Source organism: Cobetia sp. 4B, from assembly GCF_018831605.1.
Lineage (GTDB): Bacteria > Pseudomonadota > Gammaproteobacteria > Pseudomonadales > Halomonadaceae > Cobetia > Cobetia amphilecti.
The window spans coordinates 962413-989167 of the sequence record NZ_CP059843.1; the positions used below are offsets into that span (position 1 = coordinate 962413).

Consider the following 26755-nt stretch of genomic DNA (forward strand, 5'->3'; position numbering starts at 1 on the left):
CCAGTCAGGCGCATCAGCGCCAGGCGATCAGATCGTGAACGGTGTCAGCTTCTTCTCGACCTTGGCCAGCGTGAGCCTGGCGACCGCCGGCAGGCCATTGACGAACGGCGGGAAGTCCTCACCCTGGATCAGCGGCGACAGATATTCGCGGCAGGCGTCGGTGATGTAGAAGCCATCTTCGGTGATGAACTCCAGCGGCATGAACTTCTCGTGGTTGGCGATCTGCTCCAGCGGCGCCTCGATGATGTCCCAGGCGTAGTCAGCGCCATCGCCGAGGCGACGGATCGCCGGCATCACGGCATTCTTGCCGGCCAAGGCCATCTCGACGGCGGCACGGCCAGTGGCGTAGGCCTGCTCGACGTCGGTCCTGGAGGCGATGTGACGCGCTGCGCGCTGCAGGTAATCGGCCACCGCCCAGTGGTACTTGTAGCCCAGATCCTGCTTGACCATGCCGGCCAGTGTCGGCGCGACGCCGCCCAGCTGACGGTGGCCGAAGGCATCGGTGTTGCCGGCATCGGCCAGGAAGGTGCCATCTTCGTATCGCGCACCTTCGGAGACCACCACCACGCAGTAGCCGTGTTCCTTGACGCAGGCATCGACGCGCGCCATGAATTCCTTGCGGTGGAAGGCGACTTCCGGGAAGACGACGATGTGCGGCGGCTGGGTGGCATCTTCACCGGCCAGGGCGCCGGCAGCGGCGATCCAGCCCGCGTGACGGCCCATGACTTCCAGGATGAACACCTTGGTGGAGGTGGCGCACATGGAGGCGATGTCGAGACCGGCTTCACGGGTGGAGGTGGCGATGTACTTGGCCACGCTGCCGAAGCCCGGCGAGTTGTCGGTGATCGGCAGGTCGTTGTCCACGGTCTTCGGCACGTGGATGGCCTGGATCGGGTAGCCCATGGTCTCGGCCAGCTGAGAGACCTTCAGGCAGGTATCGGCGCTGTCGCCGCCACCGTTGTAGAAGAAGTAACGGATGTCGTGGGCCTTGAACACCTCGATCAGACGCTCGTACTGGGTACGGTGGTCCTCGATGCTCTTGAGCTTGTAGCGGCAGGAGCCGAAGGCACCGCCCGGCGTGTGGCGCAGCGCGGCGATGTTCTCGTCGCTTTCCTGGCTGACGTCGATCAGGTCTTCGGTCAGGGCACCGATGATGCCGTTGTGACCGGCATACAGCTTGCCGATCTGGTCGCCGTTTTCACGAGCGGCTTCGATGACGCCACAGGCACTGGCGTTGATGACGGCGGTAACGCCACCGGACTGGGCGTAGAAGGCATTGTGCTGGGGCATGGGCTTCTCGTCTCTGCTTCCTTGTCATGGTCTTGAACGGGCTGGCGCTTACCCGCCGCATCATATCCGAAAGACATGACCCCTGCACGACGCCCGAATGCCACTGGGGGTGTCGTCCATCCCTGACAGGTCGCGCGCTACTCGCCGCCTGGCGGGCATGCTAGGCTGCTCGGGCTTCCGGATTGGAGAAACAGATGCACCTTCACGTCATCGGTATTTGCGGTACCTTCATGGGCTCTCTGGCGCTGCTGGCGCGCGCACGCGGTCATCGCGTCACGGGGAGCGATGCCAACGTCTATCCGCCCATGAGCACACAGCTGGCCGAGGCCGGTATCACCCTGATGGAAGGCTATGCGGCCGACAATCTCGTCCCCGCGCCTGATCTTGCGGTGGTCGGCAATGCCGTCTCGCGCGGCAACCCCGAAGTCGAGGCGCTGCTCGAGCGTGGTCTGGCCTATACCTCCGGCCCGCAATGGCTGTGTGACGAGGTGCTGACCGGCCGTCCGGTGATCGCCATCGCCGGCACCCACGGCAAGACCACCACCGCGACCATGACCGCCTGGATTCTCGAATGCGCGGGCCTCGCGCCGGGCTATCTGATCGGTGGCGTGCCGCCGCAGCTGGGCGATTCCGCGCGTATCGGCGATCCTCGGGCGCCCTTCGTGGTCGAGGCCGATGAATACGACACGGCCTTCTTCGACAAGCGCTCCAAGTTCGTGCATTACCGTCCGCGCATCGCCGTGCTCAACAACCTCGAGTTCGATCACGCCGATATCTTCCCGGATCTCGCCGCCATCGAGCGTCAGTTCCACCATCTGGTACGTACCGTGCCGGCTGGCGGCAAGCTGGTGGTCGCGGCGGACGCCGTCGCCGGAGCCGAGGCGCTGGAGCGCGTGCTGGATCAAGGCTGCTGGACGCCGGTGACGCGCTTCGGCGATGAGAGCGGTATCGAGAATGCCGGTGGCGACTGGCGCTATCGCCTGATCAGTGCCGATGGCAGCCACTTCGCGCTGGCACCGCCGGTCGATGACTCAGGCGAGACGAATCGCTTCGTCGAGTGCCAGTGGGCGATGCGCGGACGCCACAACGTGGCCAATGCCTGCGCCGCCGTGGCCGCGGCCGTCGAATGCGGCGTGAGTCTCGAGGTGGCACTGGAGGCGCTCGCGCGTTTCGCGCCGCCCAGGCGTCGCCAGGAGCTGCGCGGTGAGGTGGCAGGCGTCAAGGTCATCGATGACTTCGCGCACCACCCGACCGCCATCGCCACCACGCTCGAGGGCCTGGCGCCGGGCGTTGCGGCCGAAGGGCAGGGCGGTCGCCTGTGGGCGGTGATCGAACCGCGCTCCAATACCATGAAGCTCGGCACCATGAAGGCGCGTCTGCCGGCTTCAGTGACCGCGGCCGACCGCGTCAGCTGGTTCGCGGGCCCCAGCCTCGGCTGGTCGTTGGAGGAGACGGTCAGCGAGTGCCGCGCGCTCGGCGTGGAGGCGGAGGTCGAGCAGGACCTCGACACCCTGATCGCGAAGATCGCCAATCAATCCCGCGCCGGCGACTGGGTGGTGGTGATGTCCAATGGCGGCTTCGGCGGTATCCACGAGCGCCTTCTTGCGGCGCTGGCAACACGTGAAGGTGAAGCATGAAAACGCAAGCGACAGCCCCAGAGGGCGAGTTCAAGTCGGCGGTCACCGTCGCGCTGACCGGGGCCTCCGGCGCCCAGTACGGCCTGCGCCTGATCGAGTGTCTGGTCGCGGCCGGTCATGAAGTGATGGTGATGGTCTCCAAGGCGGCGCACATGGTGATCGCCACCGAGACCGACGAGGAGCTGCCGGCACGCCCGGCGCGTCTCACCGAGGTGCTCACGCAGCGCTACGCCGCCAGGCCCGGCCAGATTCGCTGCTTCGGACGCGAGGACTGGATGGCCCCGGTGGCCTCCGGCTCCGGCGCGCCGAGCGCCATGGTGGTGTGTCCGTGTTCCACCGGCTCGCTGTCCGCGATCGCGACCGGGGCCAGCAACAACCTGATCGAGCGCGCCGCCGACGTGGCACTCAAGGAGCGTCGCACGCTGATTCTGGTGCCGCGCGAGACGCCGTTCTCGGCCATCCATCTCGAACACATGCTGAGTCTGACGCGCATGGGCGCCGTCATCCTGCCCGCCGCGCCCGGCTTCTATCATCGTCCGCAGACCCTCGATGACATGATCGATTTCATCGTCGCGCGCATTCTCAACCAGCTGGGAATCTCGCATACGCTGATGCCGCGCTGGGGCGAGGGGCATGTCAGCGGCGATTGAGGGGCGGTCAGTCGATCCGCTCGGGTGAGAGCTTGTCAGAGGCATCCCTCTGGCACTGCATCAGACTGTGCAAGGAGAGCAGGGAATGCTGAATTGGTCATTGTTGTCGGTGTTCGTGCCGACGTTCTTTCTGGTCTCGCTGACGCCGGGCATGTGCATGACGCTGGCGATGACCCTGGGCATGACCCAGGGCGTCAAGCGCACCCTGTGGATGATGGTGGGCGAACTGCTGGGCGTCGGGCTGGTGGCGGTGTCGGCGGTGATCGGCGTCGCGACCATCATGCTGCGCTATCCGATGGTGTTCTCGGCCTTCAAGCTGGCGGGGGGCGCCTATCTGGCCTGGTTGGGGATCCAGATGTGGCGTTCACGTGGCCGCCTGGCCCTGGGGGTAGCAGGGGAGGATGCGGCGGCACCGCGCGCCTCGCGCCGTGAACTGGCGGTTCAGGGGTTCGTGACGGCGATTGCCAACCCCAAGGGCTGGGCGTTCTTCATCGCCCTGTTGCCGCCATTTCTGGATGCCAGCCTGCCGCTGGCGCCGCAGCTGATCGCGCTGGTCGGCATCATCCTGACGCTGGAATTCACCTGCCTGTTGCTCTACGCCGGCGGTGGCAGCAGCCTGGCGCGCTGGCTGGGGCGTGGCTCGCGTGTGCGCCTGATGAACCGCGTGGCCGGTACGCTGATGATCGGTGTGGGAATCTGGCTCGCGACCGGTTGATGTCGGCATGACTGAGTCAGGCATTGCAGCTTGAAAACACATCAAGGCCCGCCATTGGCGGGCCTTGATGCATTCAGGGGCGTGGCTTTGGTTCAGCTGCGGCGCTGATTCAGCTGCGACTTCGGTTCAGCTGTGACTTCGATTCAGCTGCGACGCAGTGTCTCAAGTGCTGCCGCCGCCACGATGAAGCTGCCGCCGACCAGCGTCAGCCAGGTGGGCACCTCGCCGAGAATCAACCACGCCAGCAGCACGCCGTAGACGGGTTGCAGGCAGCCGATCATGCCGACGGTCTTGGCCTTGAGGCCACCGAGGGCGAAGGTCATCAGTGCATGCGGCGCTGCCGTGAAGACGATGGCCAGCACCAGCATGGCGATCCCCGTCGAGGGGCTGGCATCCATGATCTCGCCGGAGACGAACGGCAGCGTCAGCACCACGACACCCAGCGCCTGCAGGCTCATCGACAGTACCGGATTGAGGTGGCTGAGACGGTAGCGCACCAGCAGATTGCGCGCCGCGAACAACAGGCCCGAGAACACGCCCCATAACACTCCCGCCAGGCTGTCGCCCTGCGCGCTGCTGTCGCCGCCGGGGACGAGCAGCCAGACGCCGATGCAGACCAGCCCCGCTGCCGCCAGGTCCTTCGCTTTCAGGCGCGTGCCTTCCACCCAGGGCTCCAGCAGCACGATGAAGATGGGATAGGTGAACAGCGCCAGCATGCCGGTGGCCACGGAAGACACCTGCATCGAGTGAAAGTAGCTCACCCAGTGCGCGGCCATCAGCGCGGCGGCGATGCCCAGCAAGGCCCAGTCGCGCCCGCTCAGACGCAGCGAGACATGCCACTTCAGGCGTGCCAGCCACAGCAGGAACAGCCCCGCCAGCAGGCTGCGCCAGGTGGTGATATCGAGCGCCGAGAGGGGCACGCCTTTCGAGAACAGCGCCGTACCGCCGAGCAGCGCGATGCCGAGATGAATCGACATCAGCGCCTGGGGCTGGTTGGTGGGAGGGGCAGCAGGGCCGGGCATGAGGTTCCTCGTCATCAGGGGGGTAGTGAAAAAGCCGCCATCTCAGGCGGCTCATCGGTTTACAGCGCTATCACGGCAACGTTATCGCGACGGCCTGAGCGGCAGCAGTCTGATCGCGACAGACTAGAGCGGCAGCCAGACGAAGCGTGCCGCCAACAGCAGCAGGCTCGCCATGCTCAACCACAGCAGCGGGGCTGGCGATTCCAGGGGTGCCGAGGGCTGGCGCACGAAGGCGGGATAGCTGATGCGCACCAGTGCACAGACCAGCAGCCCCAGACAGGCACCGCCCAGCACATCGCTGAGGTAATGGACGCCAAGCGTGATGCGTGACAGGCCGACGAGCGTACAGGCGGCGATGGCTGCCCAGTAGATCCAGCGACGTCGCGAGGAGGGCTGGCGCTCGGCTATGAAGGCGGCGGCCAGTCCGAACACCGCCACGCTGCCGGCGGCATGGGCGCTGGGGAACGACATCGACCCTTCCAGGAAGGCGGGGGTATCCGGTCGCGGGCGCTGGATCAGGTGCTTGAGCACGGTATTGGCGCTGGCGATGCCCAGCCAGGCGGCCGTCAGATGCAACCACACTGCGTGGCGACCCTTGAGCAGCAGCCACACTAGCCACGGAGCCACGAGCGCCGCCAGGCCGGTGCCATCGGCGAGGCGAGACAGCCCGAGGCTTGCCTCGCGCAGCCAGTCCTCGGGCATCAGTGAGGTGAGGCTTGCGGCCAGCGAGGCGGCCACGCGGTCGATCCACCACGGCTCGGGATGGGCCAGCACCGCCAGGCTCATGGCGGGCACGCTGATCACCGCGAAGATCAGCAGCGCCATCGAGGCGAGCGGAAACTCGCCCTCGGGGTCGGGATGACGCAGCTGCCACCACAGACGCCGCCCGGAAGGGCTGCGACGCATGCGACGAGCCAGCCAATGATAGAGGCGGCCCTCGCGGCCCAGCTGACGACGCAGGAAGGAGAAGGCGAAGGCACAGGCGATCAGGCCGCTGGCCAGGCCGACCAGCAGGCCGTCGGCCCCTTCCGGCAGGGTGAACAGTGACTGCCAGGTCTGGCCCAGCAGATAGCCCGGCAGCAGGTAGGCCGGTGCCCAGGCCAGCGCCGAGAGGCCATTGACCAGGAAGAAGCGCGCCGGCGGCATGTCGAGCATGCCGGCGACCAGCGGGATGATCGGGCGCACCGGGCCGACGAAGCGCCCGAAGGCGATCGACCAGCTGCCGTGGCGATGAAAGAACTGCTGACCGTGCTCGATCCACTCGGGATGGCGCGAGAAGGGCCAGCGGCCGGGCAGTTGATCGCGATAGCGGATGCCCAGCCAGAAGCTCACGCCATCGCCGATGATGGCGCCCAGCGCCCCGGCGGCCAGCAATATCGGCAGCGAGAGTTCGAGATGGCCGGCCAGGGAGGCGCCGGCGGTGAGAATGACCACGCCCGGCACCAGCAGGCCGATGATGGCGAGAGATTCAAGCAGTGAGACCAGGCCGATGACGGCGACAAGGGCTGCCGGGTGATCGCTCAGCGTGGTCATCAGGGTGTCGATCATCACACTGGGGTTCAGCCAATGCAGCAGTGACGCAAGGGTGTCGCTCATTCATTGAGATCCATCAGGGCAAGCTGGCTGGCCAGCAGGCGTTGCTCGAGTTTCTGGGTGGTGTCATCGGCCTTGTACGTCACCAGGCGCGCGCGGGCAATGATGGAGCCGGTTTCCGGCTGTGTGGCCGCTGCCAGCGCCGCGGTCAGGCGCTCGCGCATGATCAGCGCTCCCGCCTCGCCGGTATTGGGCAGCATCAGCCAGAAGGACGACTTGTCGCTGCGACACAGCAGGTCGCCCTGGCGCGAGACCTCCTGCATCACGTCGCAGGCCATCGCCAGGCATTCGACGCGCCTGTCTTCGCCGAACTGCTCGCCGAGCATGTCCAGTTGCGGCAGATAGACGACCAGAATGCTGAACGGTTGGTCCAGCGCCCGCGCACGCGCCGCCTCACTGATCAGTCGTTGCTGACCGGTGCGGGCATTGAAGGCGTTGCACTCGGTTTCCTCGCTGGCGGTCAGGCTCATGACCCCCGCCTGCAGGCTGTTGATGACGAACGGCTGGCTGGCCACCAGCAGCAGACACAGGTAGCGCAGTATCTCGCCGAAGTTGTCTTCCTGCTGGCCCAATAGCCATAGCCACAGTGGCGCCAGCACCAGATTGAGCAGCATCGCCGGTGCCAGGGGCAACAGCAGCAGTGTCAGCACGCTGGGCAGCCCCAGCCACAGCGACATGCCCGGATAGGTGCCCGGCGCCTCGAGTGCCAGCATCAGGTAGCTGGCGATCAGCGTCAGATAGGAAGGCAGCGGCTGCTCATCATCGAGGTGATTGAGGCCGGCGGCAATCGCCATCAGCAAGGTGGCCAGCACCGGCGTCAGGATATGCTCGAAATCGCCCACCAGATAGCGCCACAGGGCATAGGTGGCGATCACCGCGGCGGCCAGCAGCATGATCAGTGTCTTGCGATTGGCGAGTTCGCGACGCTCGCGATGGGCCAGGCTGTGCAGAGGAGACATCAGTGATCATTCCCCCGCGACGGTGCCACGGCGACCTTGTCTGCCGCGCTGGCCGGTTTGAGGGTGTCTCGCCCATGGTCTGACGGGGCGTTGTCTGTCGAGGTTTCGTCTGACGAGGCATCGGCGTCGGCAGGCTTGCGAGGCAGTGGCGGCAGCAGGGTGATCGGCTGCGGTTCATCGCTCAGGTGGGCGCTGAGGCGCTTGAGGTCCAGCGCACTGGGGTCACTGTCGTTGAGAGGCTGCACGCGAGCGCGAATCGGCATCGCGAGATGCTCGATCAACTGACGACGGCGCAGGCTGGCCATGCGCTCGCCGCGGGTGACCAGCAAGACGGCCAGTGCCCCGTCATCGAGCTGGTAGCGGGTCTCATGTGGTAGCGCGGCACTGTCAAGGGTGTTCATCAGGCGACGATTGGCCAGACGACCGGTCTTGACCGGTGCGAGCAGGATCAATTCGATATGGATGTCCTCGCGATCGGCACGGGCAATTTCCCGCGGCAGGTCGCGCTTCAGCTGGTATTGTGACCAGATCGCGCGGCTGGAATCACGCCGACCACGACGCTCCAGCTGCATCCAGACCTGCTGCTGGCGCCGTCCACCGATGGCACCGAGTGCCATCAGGGTCGCGGTGATGCCGATGCCCAGACTCAGCCAGTCGCTGCCCAGCTGAGCGAGCGCCAGCCAGGTGGTGACCAGCCCGATCAGTGCGCAGGCCGGTGCCAGCCAGCGCGGGCGCGGATAGAGCAGCAGGACGGCAAAGCCCCACAGCCACATCAGGTGTTGCTGCGGGGCCAGCAGTACCAGCGCACTCATGATCAGCGCGACGCTGAGCATCACCAGCGTGCGGAACCAGCGGAGGGTGAACAGCTCGTGGGCGAGAGAGACCACCAGCAACATCGTGCCACCCACCGCCAGCAACAGGGCAGTGAGCGTCAGGCCGATACTGATCTGTCGTGCCGCTTCCAGCAGCAGCAATACAGAGCCGAGCAGACAGACGAACTGACTGATACGGACTTTGAACTTGATCTCCATGGTGACTTATATTGGCACCTTTGCCGTGGATGGCGCGAAATCGGCCGAATTCCCTGGCCGAACGGTCTGTGACGTGGGCATTGCCTGCACGTTTGCAAGATGCGACGGTGCTCCGATCATGCAACGTCGTCTGCAATAATGGCAGCATACCCCAAACGGCGAGTGACAAAAGTGTCTACGCCTCTGAGGCTTTCACATACGACCACCACGTCTGGCCTTCACCTCAGGCCTTCACGTCGGGCTGTACGTCAGGGCTTCATGTCGAGGCTTCTCTGGGGAATGCCCTCGCGGGGCCCGGCCGATGATGAAATGAGCACGTGGACACTGACAACCAGCGAGATTAGGCACATGAGTGAGCAGGGCAAGCACGACACCACGGACGTCGTGGCGTACATGAATCGTCTGGGGCACGCAGCGCGCGCGGCAAGCGTCGTGATGCGTCGCGTCGACAGCGGCATCAAGAATCGTGCTCTGCAGACCATGGCGCGTCTGATCGATGAGCGTCGCGAGACACTGGCAGAGGCCAATGCCGAGGACCTGACGCGTGCACGCGCCAATGGGCTCTCGGAGGCGATGGTCGATCGTCTCGCGCTGACGCCGGCACGTATCGACGGCATGATCGAAGGGCTCGAGCAGGTCGCGGCGCTGCCGGACCCGGTCGGCGAGGTCGATGGGCTGCGCTCGCGTCCGAGCGGCATTCAGGTCGGTCACATGCGCGTGCCGCTGGGCGTGATCGGCATCATCTTCGAGTCACGCCCCAATGTGACCATCGAGGCGGCCAGCCTGTGCCTGAAGTCCGGCAATGCCTGCATCCTGCGCGGTGGCTCCGAGGCCGCGTCCAGCAACCGTGCGCTGAGCGAGATCATCAGCGAGGCGTTGGTGCTCTCCGAACTGCCGGCCACGGCAGTGCAGGTCGTCGCCACCACGGACCGCGCCGCGGTCGGTGAGCTGATCGCGATGCCCGAGTTCGTCGACGTCATCATTCCGCGCGGTGGCAAGAGCCTCATCTCGCGTATCTCGCGTGATGCGCGCGTGCCGGTCATCAAGCACCTCGATGGCATCTGCCACGTCTATATCGATGCCACGGCTGACCTGGCGATGGCGGTCCGGATCGCCGAGAACGCCAAGACCCACCGCTACGGCACCTGCAACACCATGGAGACTCTGTTGGTCGATGCGCCGGTTGCCGCCGAGGTCCTGCCGCGTATCGCCGAGCGTCTGGCGGCACATGAAGTCGAGATTCGCGGTTGCGAGCGCACCTGCGAAGTGCTGCCGCAGGCCGTGGCCGCCAGTGCGGAAGACTGGGACACCGAATACCTGGCGCCGATTCTGGCGATTCGCGTCGTGGATGGCGTCGATGAGGCGATGGCGCATATCGAACGTCACAGCTCCGGGCACACCGAGGCCATCATCACCGAGAACTATGCGCTGGCGCGCCGTTTCATGGCGGAAGTCGATTCCAGCTCGGTGATGGTCAACGCCTCTACCCGCTTCGCCGATGGCTTCGAATATGGCCTAGGCGCCGAGATCGGCATCTCCACCGACAAGCTGCATGCGCGTGGCCCGGTCGGGCTTGAGGGCCTGACGACCCGCAAGTACATCGTGTTCGGTGATGGGCAGATTCGCCAGTGAAGGACCAGGTCTCACCCGCCGAGGGTCAGGTTGCGTCCGAGCAGACCTTGACGAACGAGCAGGCCCTGTCGCCCGAGGCGCTGGAGGATACCCAGCGCCCCTTGAATGCCGATGGTCTCGCGCAGGAGCGTGAGGCCGTGCATCACGGCACCGAGTCGGCACATGATTCGCGCTCAAGGACTGACACGGCAGCGGAGCCGGGCTTCGAGGGCTGCCTCGGCCCGGTACCGCGTGTCGCCATGCTCGGCGGTACCTTCGATCCCATCCATCACGGCCATCTGCGCAGTGCCATCGAGCTGCGCGAAGCGCTGGGGCTGGACCATGTGCTGCTGGTGCCATCGCATCAGCCGCCGCATCGCGCCGCGCCCGGCGTCAGCAGTGACCAGCGGCTGGCGATGCTGGAAGCCGCGATAGAGGCAGAGCCGGGCCTCAAGGCCGATGGGCGTGAGCTGCTGCGCGATGGGCCTTCCTACAGTGCCGACACCCTGGCCAGTCTGCGCGCCGAATATGGCCCGCAGGCGCGGCTGGTGATGGCCATCGGCCATGACGCCTTCCTCAAGCTCGGGGAGTGGCATGCCGCCGATCGTCTGTTCGATGATGCCCATGTGGTGGTGATCGAGCGGCCGGACCATGATGCACCGCTGCCCCGGGCGCTCGAAGCGTTGATCCAGGGGCGCGAGGTCGACTCGGTGGCGGCCTTGATGGCACGCCCGGGTGGCCACCTGTTGCGCCTGTCGCTGCCGACGCGCATGGCCATCAGTGCCACCTTCGTGCGCGAGCGTCTCGCGCTGGGTGACAGCGTGCGCTATCTGCTGCCGGAAGCGGTGATCCGTCATATCGAGGCGCATGGCCTCTATTGTCCGTCATCGACCTGAGCCCATCATCAGCCCGAGTCCATCATCGAGCTGTGCCCATCATCGAGCTGAGCGTTGTGGCTCTGAACGTCTTGTCGCGTGCGAGCGTGGCATCATGAGAGGGGCGTCGCTGCCGCGATCCCGCATCGCCGTGCGTGGCGCCCCTTTGGCGAGTAAATGACGATGCCCATAGGCGCGCGCATCGCCAACGGGTAGAATGCGCCCCCTGCCGAACAAACTCCCGAGGAATCATGCAGACCGAAGCTCTTAAAAACCTGGTTGTCGACGCCCTTGAAGAACTCAAGGCCCAGGAAATCAGCGAGATCAATGTCTCCAAGCTGACCAGCGTCACCGATGTGATGGTGATCGCGACCGGTACGTCCAGCCGCCATATCTCCGCGCTGGCCAACAACGTGCAGGTCACCGTGAAAGAAGCCGGCGTCAAGCCGCTGGGCTGTGAAGGCGACAACGGCTCCGACTGGGTGCTGCTGGATCTGGGCGATGTCGTCGTCCACGTCATGCTGGCCGAAACCCGTGCCCTGTACGACCTCGAGCGCCTGTGGAGCGATCTGCCCCGCGAAACGCGTGAAGAGTACGAGCAGAGCCACTGATCCTGCCAGCCTGACCCGACGGGTTGCTCGTCGGGACATGCCAACCGCGCGTTACGTCCTTGCCGGTCGCGATGTCGCGGGCAGGGAGTATCCGATGGAAGGACTGCGGGCTCGCCCGTCGTTCTGACACAGCACGGGACAGGACATGAAGATCCGAGTTTTGGCGGTCGGGCAGAAGATGCCGGACTGGGTGGAGAAGGGTAGCCGGGAATATCTCAAGCGCATGCCGCGGGATTTTTCGCTTGAGTTCATCGAGCTGGCGCCCGGCAATCGCGGCAAGAATGCGGACATCGCCCGTGCCATGGCCAGTGAAGGCGACCGGATGCTTGAAAAACTCAAGGGAAATGAACATGTTGTCGCCCTTGATGTCCTAGGTAAGGCCTGGAGTACCGAGCAGCTTGCCCAGCATGCCGATGATTGGCGGCTGGGAGGGCGAGACGTGGCCATCCTCATCGGTGGTCCGGATGGGCTCGACCCACGCCTGCTGGCACGTGCCGATCAGCGCTGGTCGCTCTCGGCACTGACGCTGCCGCACCCCCTGGTGCGCATCGTGCTGGCGGAACAGCTTTACCGCGCCTGGACATTGCTGGTCGGGCACCCCTATCACCGGTAAGCGCCTGCCGCTTGCGACACGACACTGGTTGCGAGACCCGCCATGCGCCAACGCCGGGCGACGATAAAGAATCCTCAACAGGAAGTGCGGATCTTTCGCCTTCGCAGCATCGTGGCTGCCGGCCTTGTGCTGGTGCTGGCCGGATGTCTGCTGGCGCGGCTGCTCTTCCTGCAGGTCGTGGAACACGACATCTATACGACGCGCTCGGACAAGAACCGTGTGCGTGTCGAGCCCTTGCCGCCCACGCGCGGCTTGATCTATGACCGCAATGGTCAGCTGCTCGCCGAAAACCGTCCCAACTACAATCTCACCATCGTGCGCGAACGCGCCGGTGATCTCGAGACGACGCTTGAGCGCCTGGTCGAGATTCTCGATCTGCCGCCCGATGAAGTCGAAGACTTCAAGGAACGCTCGCGTCAGCGTCAACGCCCCTATCAGCCCGCCCTGTTGATGAGTGAATTGAGTCAGGAGCAGATCGCGCGTCTGGCCGTCAATCGCTATCGCCTGCCCGGCGTCGAGGTCGAGGCGCAGCTGCTGCGCTACTACCCGGACGCCAAGCCGCTGTCGCATACCCTGGGATACGTGGGGCGCATCAATCAGGCCGAGCTCAAGACCCTCGACAAGGGCAACTATTCGGGCACCCACTTCATCGGCAAGACCGGCATCGAGCGCTTCTATGAAGAGGAGCTGCACGGTCAGGCGGGCCTGCGCAAGGTGGAAACCAATGCGCGGGGTCGTGTGCTGCGTGAGCTGTCGCGGATCGACCCGGTGCCGGGCAAGGACCTGACGCTGACCATCGACCGCGGCCTACAGGATCTCGCCTATCGGCTGCTCAAGGGGCGGCGTGGTGCCATCGTGGCTATCGAGCCTAAGACGGGCGACATCCTGGCGATGGCCTCCGTGCCGGGCTTCAATTCCAATGAATTCGTCACCGGCATCAGCGTCAAGAGCTATCGCGCGCTGCAGAATGATATCGACCTGCCGCTGTTCAATCGTGCCATTCGCGGCCAGTACCCGCCGGCCTCGACCGTGAAGCCCTTCATGTCGCTGGCGGGGCTGGAGAACGGTGCCATCACCACCAGCACCACCTTCTACGATCCCGGCTATTTCCAGCTGCCCAATGACAGCCACAAGTATCGCAACTGGCTGCGCTGGGGGCATGGGCGCGTCAACATGCGGCGTGGCATTGCGGTGTCCAATGACACCTTCTTCTACAACGTCGCCTATCGCCTGGGGATCGACCGCATCAGTGAGTACATGCACAAGTTCGGCTTCGGTGAGCAGACGGCGCTGGACGTGCAGGGCGCACTGCCCGGCCTGATGCCGTCCAAGGAATGGAAGCGCAATCGCTACGACAAGCCCTGGTACCCCGGCGAGACCATCTCCATCGGTATCGGTCAGGGCTACTGGCTTGCCACGCCGTTGCAGCTCGCCTCGGCGGAGGCCGTGCTGGCCAATCGCGGCAGGCACGTGACGCCTCACCTGGCCAAGCGCATCGGTGACGAGACGGTATTGTTGCCCAGAAGCGAGGAAAAGCCGGATGTGGTGCTGGACAATCCGGCGTGGTGGGACGATGTCATCGCCGCGCTCGAGGACGTGGTCAGCGGGCGAGAAGGCACGGCGCGCAAGTATGTCGGGCCCGGCCTCAAGTACCGCATGGCCGGCAAGTCCGGTACCGCGCAGGTCTTCACCCTCGGGCAGGACCAGAAATACAACGGCAAGGAGCTCGCGGAGCGTCTGCGTGACCACGCCCTGTTCGCCGCCTTTGCGCCGGTCGAACACCCGGAGATAGCCGTCTCCGTGGTGATCGAGAACGGCCAGGGCGGCAGCTCCGTGGCGGGCCCGATGGCGCGCGCCGTCACCGATTACTGGCTATTGCCGCGCATTGACCCCGAGGCGCGTGAGGCGGCGCTCACGCTGGCTGCCGCTCTGGCACCCCCGGAGACACCGGCGGGCGAGGGTGAGCAAGGAGAGAACGATGCCGACTGATTATCAGCGCTCGATGCGTGGTGTAGGTGGAGATCTCAGTCATCGCCGCCGCACCAGTCTGTGGGAGCGTATCCACCTCGACCCCTGGTTGTTGCTGTTGCTGCTGGCCGTGCTCGGCTGCGGGCTGATCGTGCTCTACAGCGCCAGCGGTCAGGATATCGACTTCACATTGCGCCAGGCCTCACGCCAGGCGCTGGCATTGGTGATCATGATCGGGCTCGCCCAGCTGTCACCCGCGACCCTTTACCGCTGGGCGCCGGTCGCCTACGGCGCCGGCTTCCTGATGCTGGTGGCGGTGGAGGTGCTCGGGGATGTCGGCATGGGCGCCCAGCGCTGGCTGGTCATCCCCGGGGTGGTGCGCTTCCAGCCCTCGGAGCTGATGAAGCTGGCGATGCCGATGATGGTCGCCTGCTGGCTCGGTCAGCGCCCGCTGCCCCCTCGCTGGCGAGACTTGGCCATCTGCGCCGTGATCATCGTCGCGCCGGTGCTGCTGATCGCGCGCCAGCCGGACCTCGGCACCTCGTTGCTGGTCGCCGCGGCGGGCGTGTTCGTGATCCTGCTGGCGGGGCTTTCCTGGAAGCTGATCGCCTTCTTCGGCGCCTTGATCGCCTCGGCATTGCCGCTTCTGTGGATGGTGATGCACGACTATCAACGCCGCCGTGTGCTGACATTCCTCAATCCGGAGTCTGACCCGCTCGGCGCGGGCTGGAACATCATCCAGTCCAAGACCGCCATCGGCTCGGGCGGCATCTTCGGCAAGGGCTATACCCTGGGGACCCAGTCCCAGCTCGAGTTTCTGCCGGAGCGCCACACCGACTTCATCGTCGCGGTCATCGGGGAGGAATTCGGCCTGATCGGCATGAGCTTCTTCCTGGGGCTCTACGTGCTGATCGTGCTGCGCGGGCTGGTGATGTCCAACAATGGCCAGGACAGTTTTGCCCGGCTGACGGGGGGCGCGATCATCCTGACGTTCTTCGTCTACGTCTTCGTCAACATCGGCATGGTATCGGGTATCTTGCCGGTCGTTGGCGTCCCGTTGCCGCTGGTCAGTTATGGTGGGACCTCCAGCGTGACCTTGCTGGCAGGCTTCGGTATTCTCATGAGCATTCATACCCACCGGCGCCTATTGTCGCGATGACGTGGCGGCCAGTTGCCGAGTGGCAAGGACATTCGCGAGCCCAAGCTCGCAGACAGGCAAGGAGAGAGTCGATGACGGTGATCAATGCGCGTGGGCGACGTCTGAAGCACTGGGGCGCAGCCCTGGTGATGGTGGCACCGCTGCTGGGAATGTCAGGCGTGGCCAAGGCGGCGCCTGATGGCTTCGCCCCGGCGACTCACCCGGAAACGGCCAAGCTGGTTGACGAGCTGGTGGCCAAGGGGCTGGATCGCGATCGCGTGACCGAGCTGATGAATCAGGCCGATTACAGCCAGAAGGTGCTGGATGCCATGTCGCGTCCGGCGGAAGGTCATCTGCGCTGGGACCAGTACCGCGCCATCTTCATGAAGCAATCACGCATCGAAGCTGGTGTGAAGTTCATCGCCGAGCATCGTGAGACCTTCGATCGCGCCCAGGCCGAGTATGGCGTGCCGCCGGAAGTCATCGCCGCCATCATCGGTGTCGAGACCTTCTTCGGCAAGCACACAGGCACTCACCGCGTGATCGATTCACTGTCCACGCTGGCCTTCGATCATCCGCGTCGCGGCAAGTTCTTCCGTGGCGAGCTGGCGGCCTTCCTGCAGCTGACGATAGAGCAGGGCATCGACCCGCTCTCCATCAAGGGCTCCTACGCCGGCGCGATGGGCTATCCGCAGTTCATCCCGACCAGCTATCAGGCCTATGCGGTCGATTTCGATGGCGACGGCGTGCGTGATCTGTGGCACAACCCGGTCGATGCCATCGGCAGCGTCGGCAACTACTTCGCGCGTCATGGCTGGAAGGCCGGTGCGCCGGTGGTCAGCGCCGCGGATGGTCCCGGGACGCCGCCGTCCTCCGTCACCTTCAACAAGACGAAAAAGCCGTACATGAGCGTTTCCGCGCTCGAGGCGGCCGGTGTCCAGGTGGCAGATGACGTGGCCGGCAATACCCAGGTGATTCCGTTGGCGCTGGACCTGAAGCAGGGCTACCGCTACGCCGTCGGCTACGACAACTTCTACGTCATCACGCGCTACAACCACAGCCACATGTATGCGATGGCCGTGGATGAGCTCTCCCGGGCGATCAAGCGTCGTCTCGAGGACGGAGGTGCGGGATGAGCTGGTCACGTGCGCTACCGCTGACCCTCGCGCTTGCCCTGCTGGCCGGCTGTGCCAGCAGTGGGGGTGGCACCCAGGTCAGTGATGGTGCCTCGGCGAGCACCGGCAAGAAGGCGGGCAAGAACAGCCGCTACGAGATGGACAGCGATGCCTATCCCGATGATGCGCCGGATGTCTCGGCGGTGCCCGATGAGGTGCCACGTGTCGAACCCTATACCCGCAGCGGCAATCGCAGCGAGTACGAGGTATGGGGCAAGACCTATCACGTGATGGATGATCCGCGCGGTTACGTGGCCGAGGGCACTGCTTCCTGGTATGGCAAGAAGTTTCATGGCTACGCCACCGCCAGTGGCGAGATCTATGACATGTACACCATGACGGCGGCCCACAAGTCGCTGCCATTGCCGACCTATGCGCGTGTCACCAATCTGGACAACGGCAAGCAGGTCATCGTCAAGGTCAACGACCGCGGCCCCTTCCATGAAGACCGCCTGATCGACCTGTCCTACAGCGCGGCGTGGCGACTGGACATGCTGGGCCATGGCACCGGGCATGTGCGTGTCGAGACCCTCGACGCCACGACCTGGAAGCCGGGCCCGAGCCCGACCCAGGGCACGGCAGAGTCCGAGCGTCTGCTGGCGCGCAGCCAGGCGGTACGCCGCGAGCAGGGCATTGCCGGGCTTGACGCGATGCAGGCAACCGGCGGTTCCGTGGCCTCGAGCGCTTCCGGCGCGAGCGTTGCCGCCAAGCCCGTGGTAGCCTCTGCTGCGCCGAGCAGCACGTCCTCCGTGGCGAACGGGGAAGCTACCTTCCTGCAGGTCGCGGCGGTCAGTGATCTGAGCAAGGCCGACAGCATTCGTGCCAGTGTCAGCTCCCGTCTGGGACGACCGACTCGTGTGCTGGGCAGCGGCGACCTCTACAAGGTTCAGGTCGGCCCGCTGGAAGACAATGTCCGTATTGAATCGCTCAAGTCGGCGCTGGCCGATGCTGGCTATGCCGGGGCCTTCAGCGTCACGGCAGAGCGATAAGGGCCGCAGGCCCGTTTTCATCCATCATGCGCTTCATGAAGAGGCGCAACCTGGCCGAGGCGCAAGCCTCGGCTTATGCATGAGTGTCAAAGAGATTCCAACATGTCCCTGAAAGCCCGACTTCTTCCTCTTCGGCGTCGATTCTCCGCGCTGATGGCGGCCAGCGGCATTGCGCTGTTCGCAGGCGTTGCCGCCACCCCGGCCCATGCCATCGAGACGGATACCCTGATTCCGGCGGCGCCGCAGCTGGCGGCTTCTTCCTGGATCCTGATGGACGCCAATTCCGGGCGTATCCTGGTCGAGCACAACGCCGACAAGCGCCTGCCGCCGGCCAGTCTGACCAAGATGATGACGGCCTACCTGGTCGAGAGCGAGATGGACGACGGCAAGCTGAGCCCGGACGAGAAGGTCCGCATCAGCGTCAATGCCTGGAAGACGGGTGGCTCGCGCATGTTCATCCGCGAAGGCACCAGCGTCACCGTCGATGACCTGCTGCACGGTGTCATCATCCAGTCCGGCAACGACGCCAGCGTCGCGCTGGCCGAGCGCATCGGCGGCAGCGAAGGTTCCTTCGCCGACCTGATGAACCAGCACGCCAAGCGTCTGGGCATGAAGAACACCCACTACATGAACGCCACTGGTCTGCCGCACGCGGAGCATTACTCCACGGCGCACGACCTGGCGATTCTGGCGCGTCGCATCATCAAGGACTACCCGGATCACTACGAGATCTACTCCCAGAAGTACTTCACCTGGAATGGCATCAAGCAGCCGAACCGCAACAAGCTGCTGTGGCGTGACAAGGATGTCGATGGCCTGAAGACCGGCCACACCGAAGAAGCCGGCTACTGCCTGGTGGCATCCGCCAAGAAGGAAGATACCCGCCTGATCAGTGTCGTGATGGGCACCAAGTCCGAAGAGGCGCGTGCGCAGGAATCCCAGAAGCTGTTGACCTACGGCTTCCGCTACTTCGAGAGCAAGAAGCTCTATGACAAGGGCGCGGTGCTCAACCAGGCGCGTGTCTGGGGTGGCGAGAAGGACCAGGTGCGTCTGGGCATGGCTCAGGATGTCTTCCTGACCGTGCCGAGTGGTCAGGCAGACAAGCTGACCGCGCGTCTTGATCTCAAGGACACCATCAAGGCCCCGGTTCAGGCCGGCGAGCAGTACGGTACCCTGCAGATCAAGCTGGACGACAAGGTGCTGGCCGAAGAACCGCTGGTCGCACTGGAGCCGGTGGAGCAGGGCGGCCTGTTCAAGCGTCTGTGGGATGCCCTGATGCTGTTCTTCCACGGCCTGTTCAACTGAGTCAGTCGTCTGGCTGTGTGAAGTGACGCGGCCGATGACATGATTCAGTGATGGCAGTGGGGCGCGCGTGCTGGCGGTGCCAGGCGCGCGCCCCTGAATATCGCGGTCGTGTACTCAACAAAGGGCGATCCGGCTGACGGATCGCCCTTTGTTGAGTAGAATGGTCGGAAATAGAGTTACCTGAAGGGCTATCCCCATGGCCAAGACGCCAGCAGCTGGTGGGCAGACGCCCCCCAAGATTGAATTCCCGTGTGATTTCTCCCTCAAGATCGTCGGCACCGCCGCAGAAGATCTCGTCGAAGTGGTCTGCAATATCCTGGAAGTGCATGCGCCGGGCTTCGATGCGACGGCCATCACCTGGCAGGACAGCAAGAACGGCAACTACCGCAGCATCCGTGTGGTGATCCGTGCCACCGGTACTGATCAGCTGGATGCGTTGCACCGTGACCTCAAGGCCACCGGTCGCATCCACATGGTGCTGTGATCCAGGCATGAAACGCTGGATTTCCTTGTCTTGCGCCTTGATGACAGGAGCGCATGCATGAACACGATTCACGTCTACCACCTCGGCCTCAAGGCCTATGATGAGGTGTGGTCGGCCATGCGCCACTTCACCGATACGCGTGCGGCCGATGCGCCGGACGAGCTGTGGGTGGTGGAGCACCCTCCGGTCTTTACCCAGGGCCAGGCGGGCAAGCCGGAGCATCTGTTGATGCCGGGCGACATTCCGGTGGTGCAGACCGACCGTGGCGGCCAGGTGACCTATCATGGGCCCGGCCAGCTGGTGCTCTACCCGCTGCTCAACGTCAAGCGAGGCGGCATCGGCGTTCGCAAGCTGGTGACGGCGCTGGAAGAGACGGTGGTGGCGGCGATGGCCGAGCATGGCATCGAGGCCTATCCGCGTCCGGACGCGCCTGGCGTCTATGTGAAGAAGTCGGCGCAGCGTGGCGATGACCCGCGTCGTTCGATGGAAGAGGCCAAGATCGCCTCGCTGGGACTGCGCATCCGGCGTGGTTGCAGCTTTCACGGCGTGGCGATCAATCTGGACATGGACCTCGCGCCCTTCGGGCGCATCAATCCCTGCGGCTATGCCGGCATGGCGATGACCCAGCTGCGCGATCTCGTTCGCGCACCGGTGGATCTTGCCAGCGAGCGTGACCGCCTGGTGCGTTGTCTGGGCGCAAGCCTGGGCGATGTGACCCTGACTCCGGTGAGCGGCCTACCCGCGGCACTGGCTGACATTTCTCGAACAGCAGGACAGAACTGATGACCGAGACCATCGCTACCACGAAGCCCGCTCCCTCCGCTGCTCCTGCCCGCAAGGAGCGTGGCGTGAAGCTGCGCGGCGCCGAGAAGGTTGCCCGCATTCCGGTCAAGGTGATTCCCACCGAGACCTTGCCCAAGAAGCCGGACTGGCTGCGTGTGCGCATGCCGGCCTCGCCGGAAGTCACGCGCATCAAGCAGACGCTGCGCAAGCACGGCCTGCACACGGTCTGTGAAGAAGCCTCCTGCCCGAACCTGGGCGAGTGCTTCAGCGGCGGCACCGCGACCTTCATGATCATGGGTGACATCTGCACCCGTCGTTGCCCGTTCTGCGACGTGGCGCACGGTCGCCCCAACGCGCTGAATGCCGACGAGCCGCGCGAGCTGGCCGAGGCCATCGCCGAGATGCGCCTGAATTACGTCGTCGTGACCTCCGTCGACCGTGATGACCTGCGCGACGGTGGCTCCAACCACATCGCCGAGTGCATCCGCGAGATTCGCGAGAAGTGCGATGGCACCGAGATCGAAGTGCTGGTGCCGGACTTCCGTGGCCGCATGCAGGTCGCGCTGGACGTGCTCGAGCAGACGCCGCCGGACGTCTTCAACCACAATCTGGAAACCGTGCCGAGCCTTTACCGTCGCGTGCGTCCGGGTGCCGACTACCAGTGGTCACTTGACCTGCTCAAGGGCTACAAGGAGCGTCGTCCGGAAGTGAAGACCAAGTCCGGCCTGATGCTGGGTGTCGGCGAGACTGACGAGCAGGTGCTCGAAGTCATGCAGGACCTGCGCAACCACGGTGTCGACATGCTGACCCTGGGGCAGTACATGCAGCCGTCGCGCAACCACCTGCCCATCGACCGCTGGGTGCACCCGGACACCTTCGATTGGCTCGGTCAGAAGGCGCGCGAGATGGGCTTCTCGCATGTCGCCTCCGGCCCGCTGGTGCGCTCTTCCTACCACGCCGACAAGCAGGCGCACGGTGTGGAAGTGAAGTAAGCCGCACTGCTGACATGACGTCAGTTGCCTGAACGAAAAAACCGCCATGGAGCTTGTCTCCATGGCGGTTTTTTCATGTGGCTTGCGCCATCAGGTCGCTATGTTCATTGCTCGGTCGCCAGCGGCAGGCAGGCCACGCTGTGCCCGGGGATGGGCTCCATCGGCGCGCTGAAGTGAGCATTGAGCTCCGGCAGCAGCTCGCGCACGAAGCGCAGGAACAGCTCGGTGACCGGCGTGGGGTAGCGGTCCTTGGGGTAGACGGTGCACCAGCTGCGTCTGAGCGGGAAGCCCGGGAGCGAGGGCGAGGCCAGCAGGCCTGAGGCCAGCTCGAGCTGAACCGACAGTCGCGGCAGGATCGCCACGCCCAGGTGCGCCATCACGCCTTGCTTGATGGCCTCATTGGAGCCCAACTCCAGCGTATGACGCAGCGAGACGCGCTCGCGTGCGGCGAACTCCTCGAAGGCGGTGCGCGTGCCCGAACCGGGTTCACGCATCAGCATGTAGTACTGCGCGAGGTCTTCCAGGGTGATGCCCTTGACCTCCAGCAGCGGATGACCGGGCCAGACGACGGGGATCAGCTCGTTGTCGAGGATCGGCATGAAGGCCAGATTGGCGTCATCCGGCACCATGCCCATGATCACCAGGTCATCGCGCCGCTCGGCGAGGCGCTCGAGCGCCTGACCGCGATTGCAGACGCGCAGGCGCACCGACACTTCCGGATACCGCGCCCGAAAGCGCGCCAGAATATGCGGCACCACGTACTGAGCGGTGGACACGGCGGCCAGATTGAGCTCGCCGCGGATGGTGCCGGCGATCTCCGACAGCTCCATCTGCAGGCTCGAGACCTCGCCGAAGATCGACTGCACCGAGTTCGCCAGGGCGTCAGCCGCCGGCAGGATATGCAGCGTCTTGCCGGCATATTTGAACAGCGATTGCTCGAGTGCCTGCTCCAATTGACGAATCTGGGCACTGACGGCGGGTTGCGTCAGGCCAAGTTGCTCGGCCGCACGGGAGTAGGACTGTTGGCGATGAACCGCTTGGAACACCTGTAACTGTCTGAAAGTTAAGCGATTCAACAAGTTTGGACGCGACATGACACACCCAGTCATAAGGTTTTACTTATAGATTGGCAAAAAAATATCAACTTTTCTATTGGTCTCTCGCTGGGTAGCGTGGAACGCATGCTACCTCGTGTCTGTCAGCGCCGTTGTCGCGTCTGGCGGTCAATGACAAGCGCACGACCAGAGCACCACAACAAGATCACGCGTCACGTCCGGGAGAGTCACCATGTTTCGCAAGTTGCTGATTGCCAACCGAGGGGAAATCGCAGTGCGCATTGTACGCGCCTGTGCCGAGATGGACATCCGCTCAGTCGCTGTCTACACCGAACCTGATCGTTTCTCCCTGCACGTCAAACGCGCCGATGAAGCGCATTTCATCGGCGAAGACCCGCTGGCCGGCTATCTGGATGCCCGCCGCCTGGTCGATCTCGCGCGCGAGACCGGCTGTGACGCCATCCATCCGGGTTACGGATTCCTGTCGGAGAACGCCGAATTCGCGGCCATCTGTGAAGCGGCGGGTATCGCCTTCGTGGGGCCGGCCAGCAGTGTCATCGCCCGCATGGGTGACAAGACCCAGGCCCGCGATGCCATGAAGGCGGCCGGCGTGCCGGTGACGCCGGGCTCGGCCGGCAATCTGGCCGATGTCGAGGAGGCGCTGAGTGTCGCCGAGCAGGTCGGCTACCCCGTCATGCTCAAGGCTACCTCAGGCGGTGGGGGGCGCGGTATCCGGCGTTGTGATGATGCTCATCAGCTCGAGCAGGCCTGGGGGCGCGTGATCTCGGAAGCTACCAAGGCCTTCGGCAGCGCCGATGTGTTCCTCGAGCGTTGCGTGGTCGACCCGCTGCATATCGAGGTGCAGATCCTGGCCGACAATCACGACAACGTGATTCATCTGTTCGAGCGTGACTGCTCCATCCAGCGTCGCAACCAGAAGCTGATCGAGATCGCTCCCAGCCCGCAACTGACACCGGAGCAGCGCTCCTACGTCGGCGAGATGGCGGTACGTGCCGCCCGCGCCGTCGGCTATCGCAACGCCGGTACCGTGGAGTTTCTGGTCAAGGGCAACGAGATCTACTTCATGGAGATGAACACTCGCGTGCAGGTGGAACACACCATCAGCGAGGCCATCACCGGCGTGGATATCGTGCGCGAGCAGATCCGCATCGCCTGGGGTCACAAGCTGGCCTTCCGTCAGGAAGACATTCGCCATCACGGCTATGCGATCCAGTTCCGCATCAACGCCGAGGACCCCAAGAACGACTTCCTGCCAAGCTTCGGGCGCATCACGCGCTACTACGCGCCGGGCGGGCCTGGCGTGCGTACCGATACCGCGATCTATACCGGCTACACCATCCCGCCGTATTTCGATTCCATGTGTCTGAAGCTCATCGTGTGGGGGCTGACCTGGGAAGAGGTCATCAATCGTGGTTCACGTGCCCTCAATGACATGCGTCTGCAGGGCGTCAAGACCACGGCGCCTTACTATCAGGAAATCCTCAAGCACCCTGATTTCCGCAACGCGCACTTCGATACCGGCTTCGTGGCCGCCCACCCGGAATTGACCCAGTACTCGGTCAAGCGCCTGCCGGAACAGACGGCGCTGGCGATCGCGGCGGCCATCGCGGCCCACGCCGGTCTCTGATGCGCACCTGATGCCCCTGATGTCGTGAATCTTCCCTGAGCTTCCCCCGGTTCACGTAGCCAACAATTAGAAGGACCCCAGACATGACAGCTGCAACTCCCAACACTCCCGCCGTCGATCACGCCGAGCGCGTCAAGGTCACCGAAGTCGTGCTGCGCGATGGCCACCAGTCGTTGATCGCGACCCGCATGCGCACCGAGGACATGCTGCCGATTGCCGCGCGCCTCGATCAGGCCGGTTTCTACAGTCTCGAAGTGTGGGGCGGCGCGACCTTCGATGCCTGCGTGCGTTTTTTGAAGGAAGACCCCTGGGCGCGTCTGAAGGCGCTCAAGGAAGCCATGCCCAATACCCCGCTGCAGATGCTGCTGCGCGGCCAGAACCTGCTCGGCTATCGTCACTACGCCGATGATGTGGTGGAGGCCTTCGTCGAGCGCGCCGCGGCAGGTGGCATCGATATCTTCCGTGTCTTCGATGCTCTGAATGACCTGCGCAACATGGAAACCGCCATGCGTGCGGTCAAGAAGGCCGGCAAGCACGCCCAGGGCACCATCTGCTACACCGTGAGCCCGGTGCATACGCTGGAGATGTATGTCGAGCAGGCGCGCAAGCTGGTCGAGATGGGGGCCGATTCCATCGCCATCAAGGACATGGCCGGCCTGCTGACGCCGTACGCCACCTATGATCTGGTCAGCGCGCTGGTCGAGGCGGTCGAGGTGCCGGTCCACCTGCACAGCCACGCCACGGCGGGCCTGGCGCCGCAGTGCCAGATCAAGGCTGTCGAGGCGGGCTGTCGCCACATCGATACCTGCATCTCGGCCTTCGCCGGCGGCACCAGCCATCCGGCCACCGAATCCTTCGTGGCCTCGCTGCGCGGCACCCAGTGGGATACCGGCCTTGAGCTGGAGTCGCTGCGCGAGATCGGCGATTACTTCCACGAGGTGCGCAGCAAGTACTCAGCCTTCGAGAGCGAATTCACCCGCGAGGATGTCTCGGTCCAGATCAGTCAGATCCCCGGCGGCATGATGTCCAACCTGGCCAGCCAGCTGAAGGAGCAGAACGCCCTGGAGCGCATCCGCGAGGTGTTCGATGAGATTCCGCGTGTGCGTGCCGATCTCGGCTATCCGCCACTGGTCACCCCGACCTCGCAGATCGTCGGCACCCAGGCGGTACTCAACGTGCTGACCGGCGAGCGCTACAAGAGCATCACCAACGAGGTGAAGCGCTACCTGCAGGGCGGCTATGGTCAGGCGCCGGCACCGGTCAACGAAGAGGTGCGCTCGCGTGCCATCGGCAACGCGCCGGTGGAAGTCGGGCGCCCGGCCGACCTGCTCGCGCCGGAGATGACGCGCCTCACCGAGGAGCTGGGCGAGCTGGCCGAGTCCCCCGAGGACGTGCTGACCTTCGCCATGTTCCCGGAGCTGGGACGTGACTTCCTCAATGAGCGCCGTGCCGGCACGCTCACACCGGAAATCATCCCCCAGGGCGAGGCGGAACGTCCGGTGACCTCTGGCGTGCCGACAGAGTTCGTCATCGACGTGCACGGCGAGTCCTACGCGGTGCAGATCACCGGCGTCGGCGGTGCCAAGGGCAGCAAGCGTCACGTCTACCTGACCCTGGACGGCATGCCGGAAGAGGTGGTGTTCGAGGCCAAGGACGATTACGTGGCGGGCGGCCAGAGCGGCGGACGTGCCAGCGCCTCGGCGCCGGGCCATGTCACCACCGCGATGCCGGGCAACATCGTCGAGGTACTGGTCGCGGTCGGTGACAGCGTCACCGCGGGCCAGTCGGTGCTGATCAGTGAGGCGATGAAGATGGAGACCGAGATCGCCGCGCGTGTCGACGGTACCGTCAAGGCCATTCATGTCGCGCGTGGCGATCGTGTCACGCCGGGGGAAGTGCTGATCGAGATCGCGTGATGCCAACGGCGGCGAGGTTGCAAAATCTGGCCGCCGTCACCATCTGACAGCTATACGATCACCAGGGGCGGCCGGGCATCTTTGATGTCCTGCTGTCCTTTCCTGTGGAAGGACCAACATGGCAACACATTTCGAGCAGGCTCCCGGCCTGAGTGAGCAGATCGACCCGGCCACCCGTGGTTACGTCTTCAACCAGACCATGCTGCGCATCAAGGACCCCGAGCGCAGCCTGGATTTCTACACCCGCGTGCTGGGCATGCGTCTGGTGCGCAAGCTCGACTTCCCGGAAATGCAGTTCAGCCTCTATTTCCTCGCCTATCTGGATGACGACCAGGCCAGTGAAGTGCCCGGTGATGACCTGAAGCGCACCACCTACACCTTCGGGCGTGAGGCGATGCTGGAGCTGACCCATAACTGGGGCACCGAGAATGACCCGGACTTCGCCTACCATGACGGCAACGCCCAGCCGCAGGGCTTCGGCCATATCGGGGTCAGCGTGCCGGATGTCTACGCGGCTGCCGAGCGTTTCGAGTCGCTGGGCGTCGAGTTCGTCAAGCGTCCCGACGATGGCAAGATGAAGGGTCTGGCCTTCGTGAAGGACCCCGATGGCTACTGGATCGAGATCCTGCGTGCCGATACCTTCGAGCGTCAGGCCAACGGCGAAGCCTGAGGCAGGCCGCCGCTGTAAAACAACC

General features: G+C 64.5%; 24 protein-coding genes. 18 read left to right on the top strand and 6 right to left on the bottom strand.

What is annotated here, in order from left to right; translation table 11 throughout:
* Window positions 1–27: 27 nt before the first annotated feature.
* Window positions 28–1290, bottom strand: coding sequence for a 6-phosphofructokinase (locus H2O77_RS04085; RefSeq protein WP_043331973.1), 1263 nt, complete (start codon window positions 1288–1290; stop codon window positions 28–30).
* Between the two features lie 194 nt (window positions 1291–1484).
* Between H2O77_RS04085 and mpl the strand changes: the two genes are divergently transcribed.
* The 3 genes from mpl to H2O77_RS04100 all read left to right on the top strand — a co-directional run bounded on the left by mpl (window position 1485) and on the right by H2O77_RS04100 (window position 4292).
* On the top strand, window positions 1485–2927 hold the full coding sequence (gene mpl / locus H2O77_RS04090) for a UDP-N-acetylmuramate:L-alanyl-gamma-D-glutamyl-meso-diaminopimelate ligase (RefSeq protein WP_215823968.1): 1443 nt from the start codon (window positions 1485–1487) through the stop codon (window positions 2925–2927).
* Window positions 2924–3577 (top strand): flavin prenyltransferase UbiX, encoded by a 654-nt coding sequence (locus tag H2O77_RS04095; RefSeq protein WP_215823969.1) that lies wholly within the window; start codon window positions 2924–2926, stop codon window positions 3575–3577. The genes mpl and H2O77_RS04095 overlap by 4 nt, the downstream gene beginning before the upstream one ends.
* Before the next feature lie 85 nt (window positions 3578–3662).
* Window positions 3663–4292 (top strand): LysE family translocator, encoded by a 630-nt coding sequence (locus H2O77_RS04100; protein WP_213113369.1) that lies wholly within the window; start codon window positions 3663–3665, stop codon window positions 4290–4292.
* A gap of 143 nt (window positions 4293–4435) precedes the next feature.
* Here H2O77_RS04100 and H2O77_RS04105 read toward each other — a convergent pair whose 3' ends face one another.
* The 4 genes from H2O77_RS04105 to H2O77_RS04120 all read right to left on the bottom strand — a co-directional run bounded on the left by H2O77_RS04105 (window position 4436) and on the right by H2O77_RS04120 (window position 8897).
* The gene (locus tag H2O77_RS04105) at window positions 4436–5314 is read right to left on the bottom strand and encodes a DMT family transporter (RefSeq protein ID WP_215823970.1); all 879 of its coding nucleotides are present in this window, start codon (window positions 5312–5314) and stop codon (window positions 4436–4438) included.
* Window positions 5315–5437: 123 nt separating this feature from the next.
* Window positions 5438–6910, bottom strand: coding sequence for a bifunctional DedA family/phosphatase PAP2 family protein (locus H2O77_RS04110; protein ID WP_240548707.1), 1473 nt, complete (start codon window positions 6908–6910; stop codon window positions 5438–5440).
* On the bottom strand, window positions 6907–7866 hold the full coding sequence (locus H2O77_RS04115) for a diguanylate cyclase (protein ID WP_052384343.1): 960 nt from the start codon (window positions 7864–7866) through the stop codon (window positions 6907–6909). The genes H2O77_RS04110 and H2O77_RS04115 overlap by 4 nt, the downstream gene beginning before the upstream one ends.
* A complete protein-coding gene (locus H2O77_RS04120) occupies window positions 7866–8897 on the bottom strand; it encodes a hypothetical protein (RefSeq protein WP_215823971.1) in 1032 nt (343 codons plus the stop codon). Before H2O77_RS04120 ends, H2O77_RS04115 begins: the two co-directional genes overlap by 1 nt.
* A 348-nt stretch (window positions 8898–9245) precedes the next feature.
* On the opposite strand from H2O77_RS04120, the gene H2O77_RS04125 reads away from it, so the two are divergent.
* The 12 genes from H2O77_RS04125 (at window position 9246) to lipA (ending at window position 21441) form a co-directional block, all read left to right on the top strand.
* Window positions 9246–10529: a glutamate-5-semialdehyde dehydrogenase gene (locus tag H2O77_RS04125; RefSeq protein WP_215823972.1), complete on the top strand. Its 1284-nt coding sequence runs from the start codon at window positions 9246–9248 to the stop codon at window positions 10527–10529.
* Window positions 10530–10768: 239 nt separating this feature from the next.
* Entirely contained in the window at window positions 10769–11404 is a 636-nt protein-coding gene (gene nadD, locus H2O77_RS04130; protein ID WP_107336631.1) for a nicotinate-nucleotide adenylyltransferase, read from the top strand.
* Window positions 11405–11634: 230 nt separating this feature from the next.
* On the top strand, window positions 11635–11994 hold the full coding sequence (gene rsfS / locus H2O77_RS04135; protein WP_043331961.1) for a ribosome silencing factor: 360 nt from the start codon (window positions 11635–11637) through the stop codon (window positions 11992–11994).
* Between the two features lie 145 nt (window positions 11995–12139).
* A complete protein-coding gene (gene rlmH / locus H2O77_RS04140) occupies window positions 12140–12607 on the top strand; it encodes a 23S rRNA (pseudouridine(1915)-N(3))-methyltransferase RlmH (RefSeq protein ID WP_043331959.1) in 468 nt (155 codons plus the stop codon).
* Between the two features lie 42 nt (window positions 12608–12649).
* Window positions 12650–14596: a penicillin-binding protein 2 gene (mrdA, locus tag H2O77_RS04145; protein ID WP_215823973.1), complete on the top strand. Its 1947-nt coding sequence runs from the start codon at window positions 12650–12652 to the stop codon at window positions 14594–14596.
* The gene (rodA, locus tag H2O77_RS04150) at window positions 14586–15734 is read left to right on the top strand and encodes a rod shape-determining protein RodA (protein ID WP_043331958.1); all 1149 of its coding nucleotides are present in this window, start codon (window positions 14586–14588) and stop codon (window positions 15732–15734) included. Before mrdA ends, rodA begins: the two co-directional genes overlap by 11 nt.
* 71 nt (window positions 15735–15805) lie before the next feature.
* On the top strand, window positions 15806–16849 hold the full coding sequence (mltB, locus tag H2O77_RS04155; protein WP_225347665.1) for a lytic murein transglycosylase B: 1044 nt from the start codon (window positions 15806–15808) through the stop codon (window positions 16847–16849).
* On the top strand, window positions 16846–17877 hold the full coding sequence (locus H2O77_RS04160; RefSeq protein WP_213113364.1) for a septal ring lytic transglycosylase RlpA family protein: 1032 nt from the start codon (window positions 16846–16848) through the stop codon (window positions 17875–17877). Before mltB ends, H2O77_RS04160 begins: the two co-directional genes overlap by 4 nt.
* A 102-nt stretch (window positions 17878–17979) precedes the next feature.
* Window positions 17980–19182 carry a D-alanyl-D-alanine carboxypeptidase family protein gene (locus tag H2O77_RS04165; protein WP_054555032.1) on the top strand — a complete coding sequence of 401 codons (1203 nt, stop codon included), beginning with the start codon at window positions 17980–17982 and terminating at the stop codon, window positions 19180–19182.
* A gap of 196 nt (window positions 19183–19378) precedes the next feature.
* Complete coding sequence (locus tag H2O77_RS04170) at window positions 19379–19666, top strand: DUF493 domain-containing protein (RefSeq protein ID WP_043331948.1); 288 nt, start codon at window positions 19379–19381, stop codon at window positions 19664–19666.
* A gap of 57 nt (window positions 19667–19723) precedes the next feature.
* Complete coding sequence (gene lipB, locus H2O77_RS04175) at window positions 19724–20449, top strand: lipoyl(octanoyl) transferase LipB (RefSeq protein WP_215823974.1); 726 nt, start codon at window positions 19724–19726, stop codon at window positions 20447–20449.
* The gene (gene lipA, locus H2O77_RS04180) at window positions 20449–21441 is read left to right on the top strand and encodes a lipoyl synthase (protein ID WP_052384342.1); all 993 of its coding nucleotides are present in this window, start codon (window positions 20449–20451) and stop codon (window positions 21439–21441) included. Before lipB ends, lipA begins: the two co-directional genes overlap by 1 nt.
* A 104-nt stretch (window positions 21442–21545) precedes the next feature.
* On the opposite strand, the gene H2O77_RS04185 is transcribed toward lipA, so the two are convergent.
* Window positions 21546–22535 (bottom strand): LysR family transcriptional regulator, encoded by a 990-nt coding sequence (locus H2O77_RS04185; protein ID WP_043331946.1) that lies wholly within the window; start codon window positions 22533–22535, stop codon window positions 21546–21548.
* A 193-nt stretch (window positions 22536–22728) separates the two neighbouring features.
* On the opposite strand from H2O77_RS04185, the gene H2O77_RS04190 reads away from it, so the two are divergent.
* From H2O77_RS04190 to gloA, 3 genes are all read left to right on the top strand, one after another.
* Window positions 22729–24144: an acetyl-CoA carboxylase biotin carboxylase subunit gene (locus H2O77_RS04190; RefSeq protein WP_043331944.1), complete on the top strand. Its 1416-nt coding sequence runs from the start codon at window positions 22729–22731 to the stop codon at window positions 24142–24144.
* An 83-nt stretch (window positions 24145–24227) separates the two neighbouring features.
* Window positions 24228–26060 carry a sodium-extruding oxaloacetate decarboxylase subunit alpha gene (oadA, locus tag H2O77_RS04195; RefSeq protein WP_215823975.1) on the top strand — a complete coding sequence of 611 codons (1833 nt, stop codon included), beginning with the start codon at window positions 24228–24230 and terminating at the stop codon, window positions 26058–26060.
* A 118-nt stretch (window positions 26061–26178) separates the two neighbouring features.
* The gene (gene gloA, locus H2O77_RS04200; protein WP_215823976.1) at window positions 26179–26730 is read left to right on the top strand and encodes a lactoylglutathione lyase; all 552 of its coding nucleotides are present in this window, start codon (window positions 26179–26181) and stop codon (window positions 26728–26730) included.
* The last annotated feature ends 25 nt before the right edge of the window (window positions 26731–26755 follow it).

Bases quoted from the DNA above. Each gene is read 5' to 3' on its own strand.
- H2O77_RS04160 (WP_213113364.1), top strand. From the start codon at position 16,846: ATGAGCTGGTCACGTGCGCTACCGCTGACCCTCGCGCTTGCCCTGCTG.
- mpl (WP_215823968.1), top strand. From the start codon at position 1,485: ATGCACCTTCACGTCATCGGTATTTGCGGTACCTTCATGGGCTCTCTG.
- mltB (WP_225347665.1), top strand. From the start codon at position 15,806: ATGACGGTGATCAATGCGCGTGGGCGACGTCTGAAGCACTGGGGCGCA.
- H2O77_RS04095 (WP_215823969.1), top strand. From the start codon at position 2,924: ATGAAAACGCAAGCGACAGCCCCAGAGGGCGAGTTCAAGTCGGCGGTC.
- H2O77_RS04170 (WP_043331948.1), top strand. From the start codon at position 19,379: ATGGCCAAGACGCCAGCAGCTGGTGGGCAGACGCCCCCCAAGATTGAA.
- rsfS (WP_043331961.1), top strand. From the start codon at position 11,635: ATGCAGACCGAAGCTCTTAAAAACCTGGTTGTCGACGCCCTTGAAGAA.
- H2O77_RS04185 (WP_043331946.1), bottom strand. From the start codon at position 22,535: ATGTCGCGTCCAAACTTGTTGAATCGCTTAACTTTCAGACAGTTACAG.
- lipB (WP_215823974.1), top strand. From the start codon at position 19,724: ATGAACACGATTCACGTCTACCACCTCGGCCTCAAGGCCTATGATGAG.
- H2O77_RS04120 (WP_215823971.1), bottom strand. From the start codon at position 8,897: ATGGAGATCAAGTTCAAAGTCCGTATCAGTCAGTTCGTCTGTCTGCTC.
- mrdA (WP_215823973.1), top strand. From the start codon at position 12,650: ATGCGCCAACGCCGGGCGACGATAAAGAATCCTCAACAGGAAGTGCGG.
- nadD (WP_107336631.1), top strand. From the start codon at position 10,769: ATGCTCGGCGGTACCTTCGATCCCATCCATCACGGCCATCTGCGCAGT.
- rodA (WP_043331958.1), top strand. From the start codon at position 14,586: ATGCCGACTGATTATCAGCGCTCGATGCGTGGTGTAGGTGGAGATCTC.
- H2O77_RS04115 (WP_052384343.1), bottom strand. From the start codon at position 7,866: ATGTCTCCTCTGCACAGCCTGGCCCATCGCGAGCGTCGCGAACTCGCC.
- H2O77_RS04190 (WP_043331944.1), top strand. From the start codon at position 22,729: ATGTTTCGCAAGTTGCTGATTGCCAACCGAGGGGAAATCGCAGTGCGC.
- H2O77_RS04105 (WP_215823970.1), bottom strand. From the start codon at position 5,314: ATGCCCGGCCCTGCTGCCCCTCCCACCAACCAGCCCCAGGCGCTGATG.
- oadA (WP_215823975.1), top strand. From the start codon at position 24,228: ATGACAGCTGCAACTCCCAACACTCCCGCCGTCGATCACGCCGAGCGC.
- H2O77_RS04085 (WP_043331973.1), bottom strand. From the start codon at position 1,290: ATGCCCCAGCACAATGCCTTCTACGCCCAGTCCGGTGGCGTTACCGCC.
- H2O77_RS04165 (WP_054555032.1), top strand. From the start codon at position 17,980: ATGTCCCTGAAAGCCCGACTTCTTCCTCTTCGGCGTCGATTCTCCGCG.
- H2O77_RS04125 (WP_215823972.1), top strand. From the start codon at position 9,246: ATGAGTGAGCAGGGCAAGCACGACACCACGGACGTCGTGGCGTACATG.
- gloA (WP_215823976.1), top strand. From the start codon at position 26,179: ATGGCAACACATTTCGAGCAGGCTCCCGGCCTGAGTGAGCAGATCGAC.
- H2O77_RS04110 (WP_240548707.1), bottom strand. From the start codon at position 6,910: ATGAGCGACACCCTTGCGTCACTGCTGCATTGGCTGAACCCCAGTGTG.
- H2O77_RS04100 (WP_213113369.1), top strand. From the start codon at position 3,663: ATGCTGAATTGGTCATTGTTGTCGGTGTTCGTGCCGACGTTCTTTCTG.
- lipA (WP_052384342.1), top strand. From the start codon at position 20,449: ATGACCGAGACCATCGCTACCACGAAGCCCGCTCCCTCCGCTGCTCCT.
- rlmH (WP_043331959.1), top strand. From the start codon at position 12,140: ATGAAGATCCGAGTTTTGGCGGTCGGGCAGAAGATGCCGGACTGGGTG.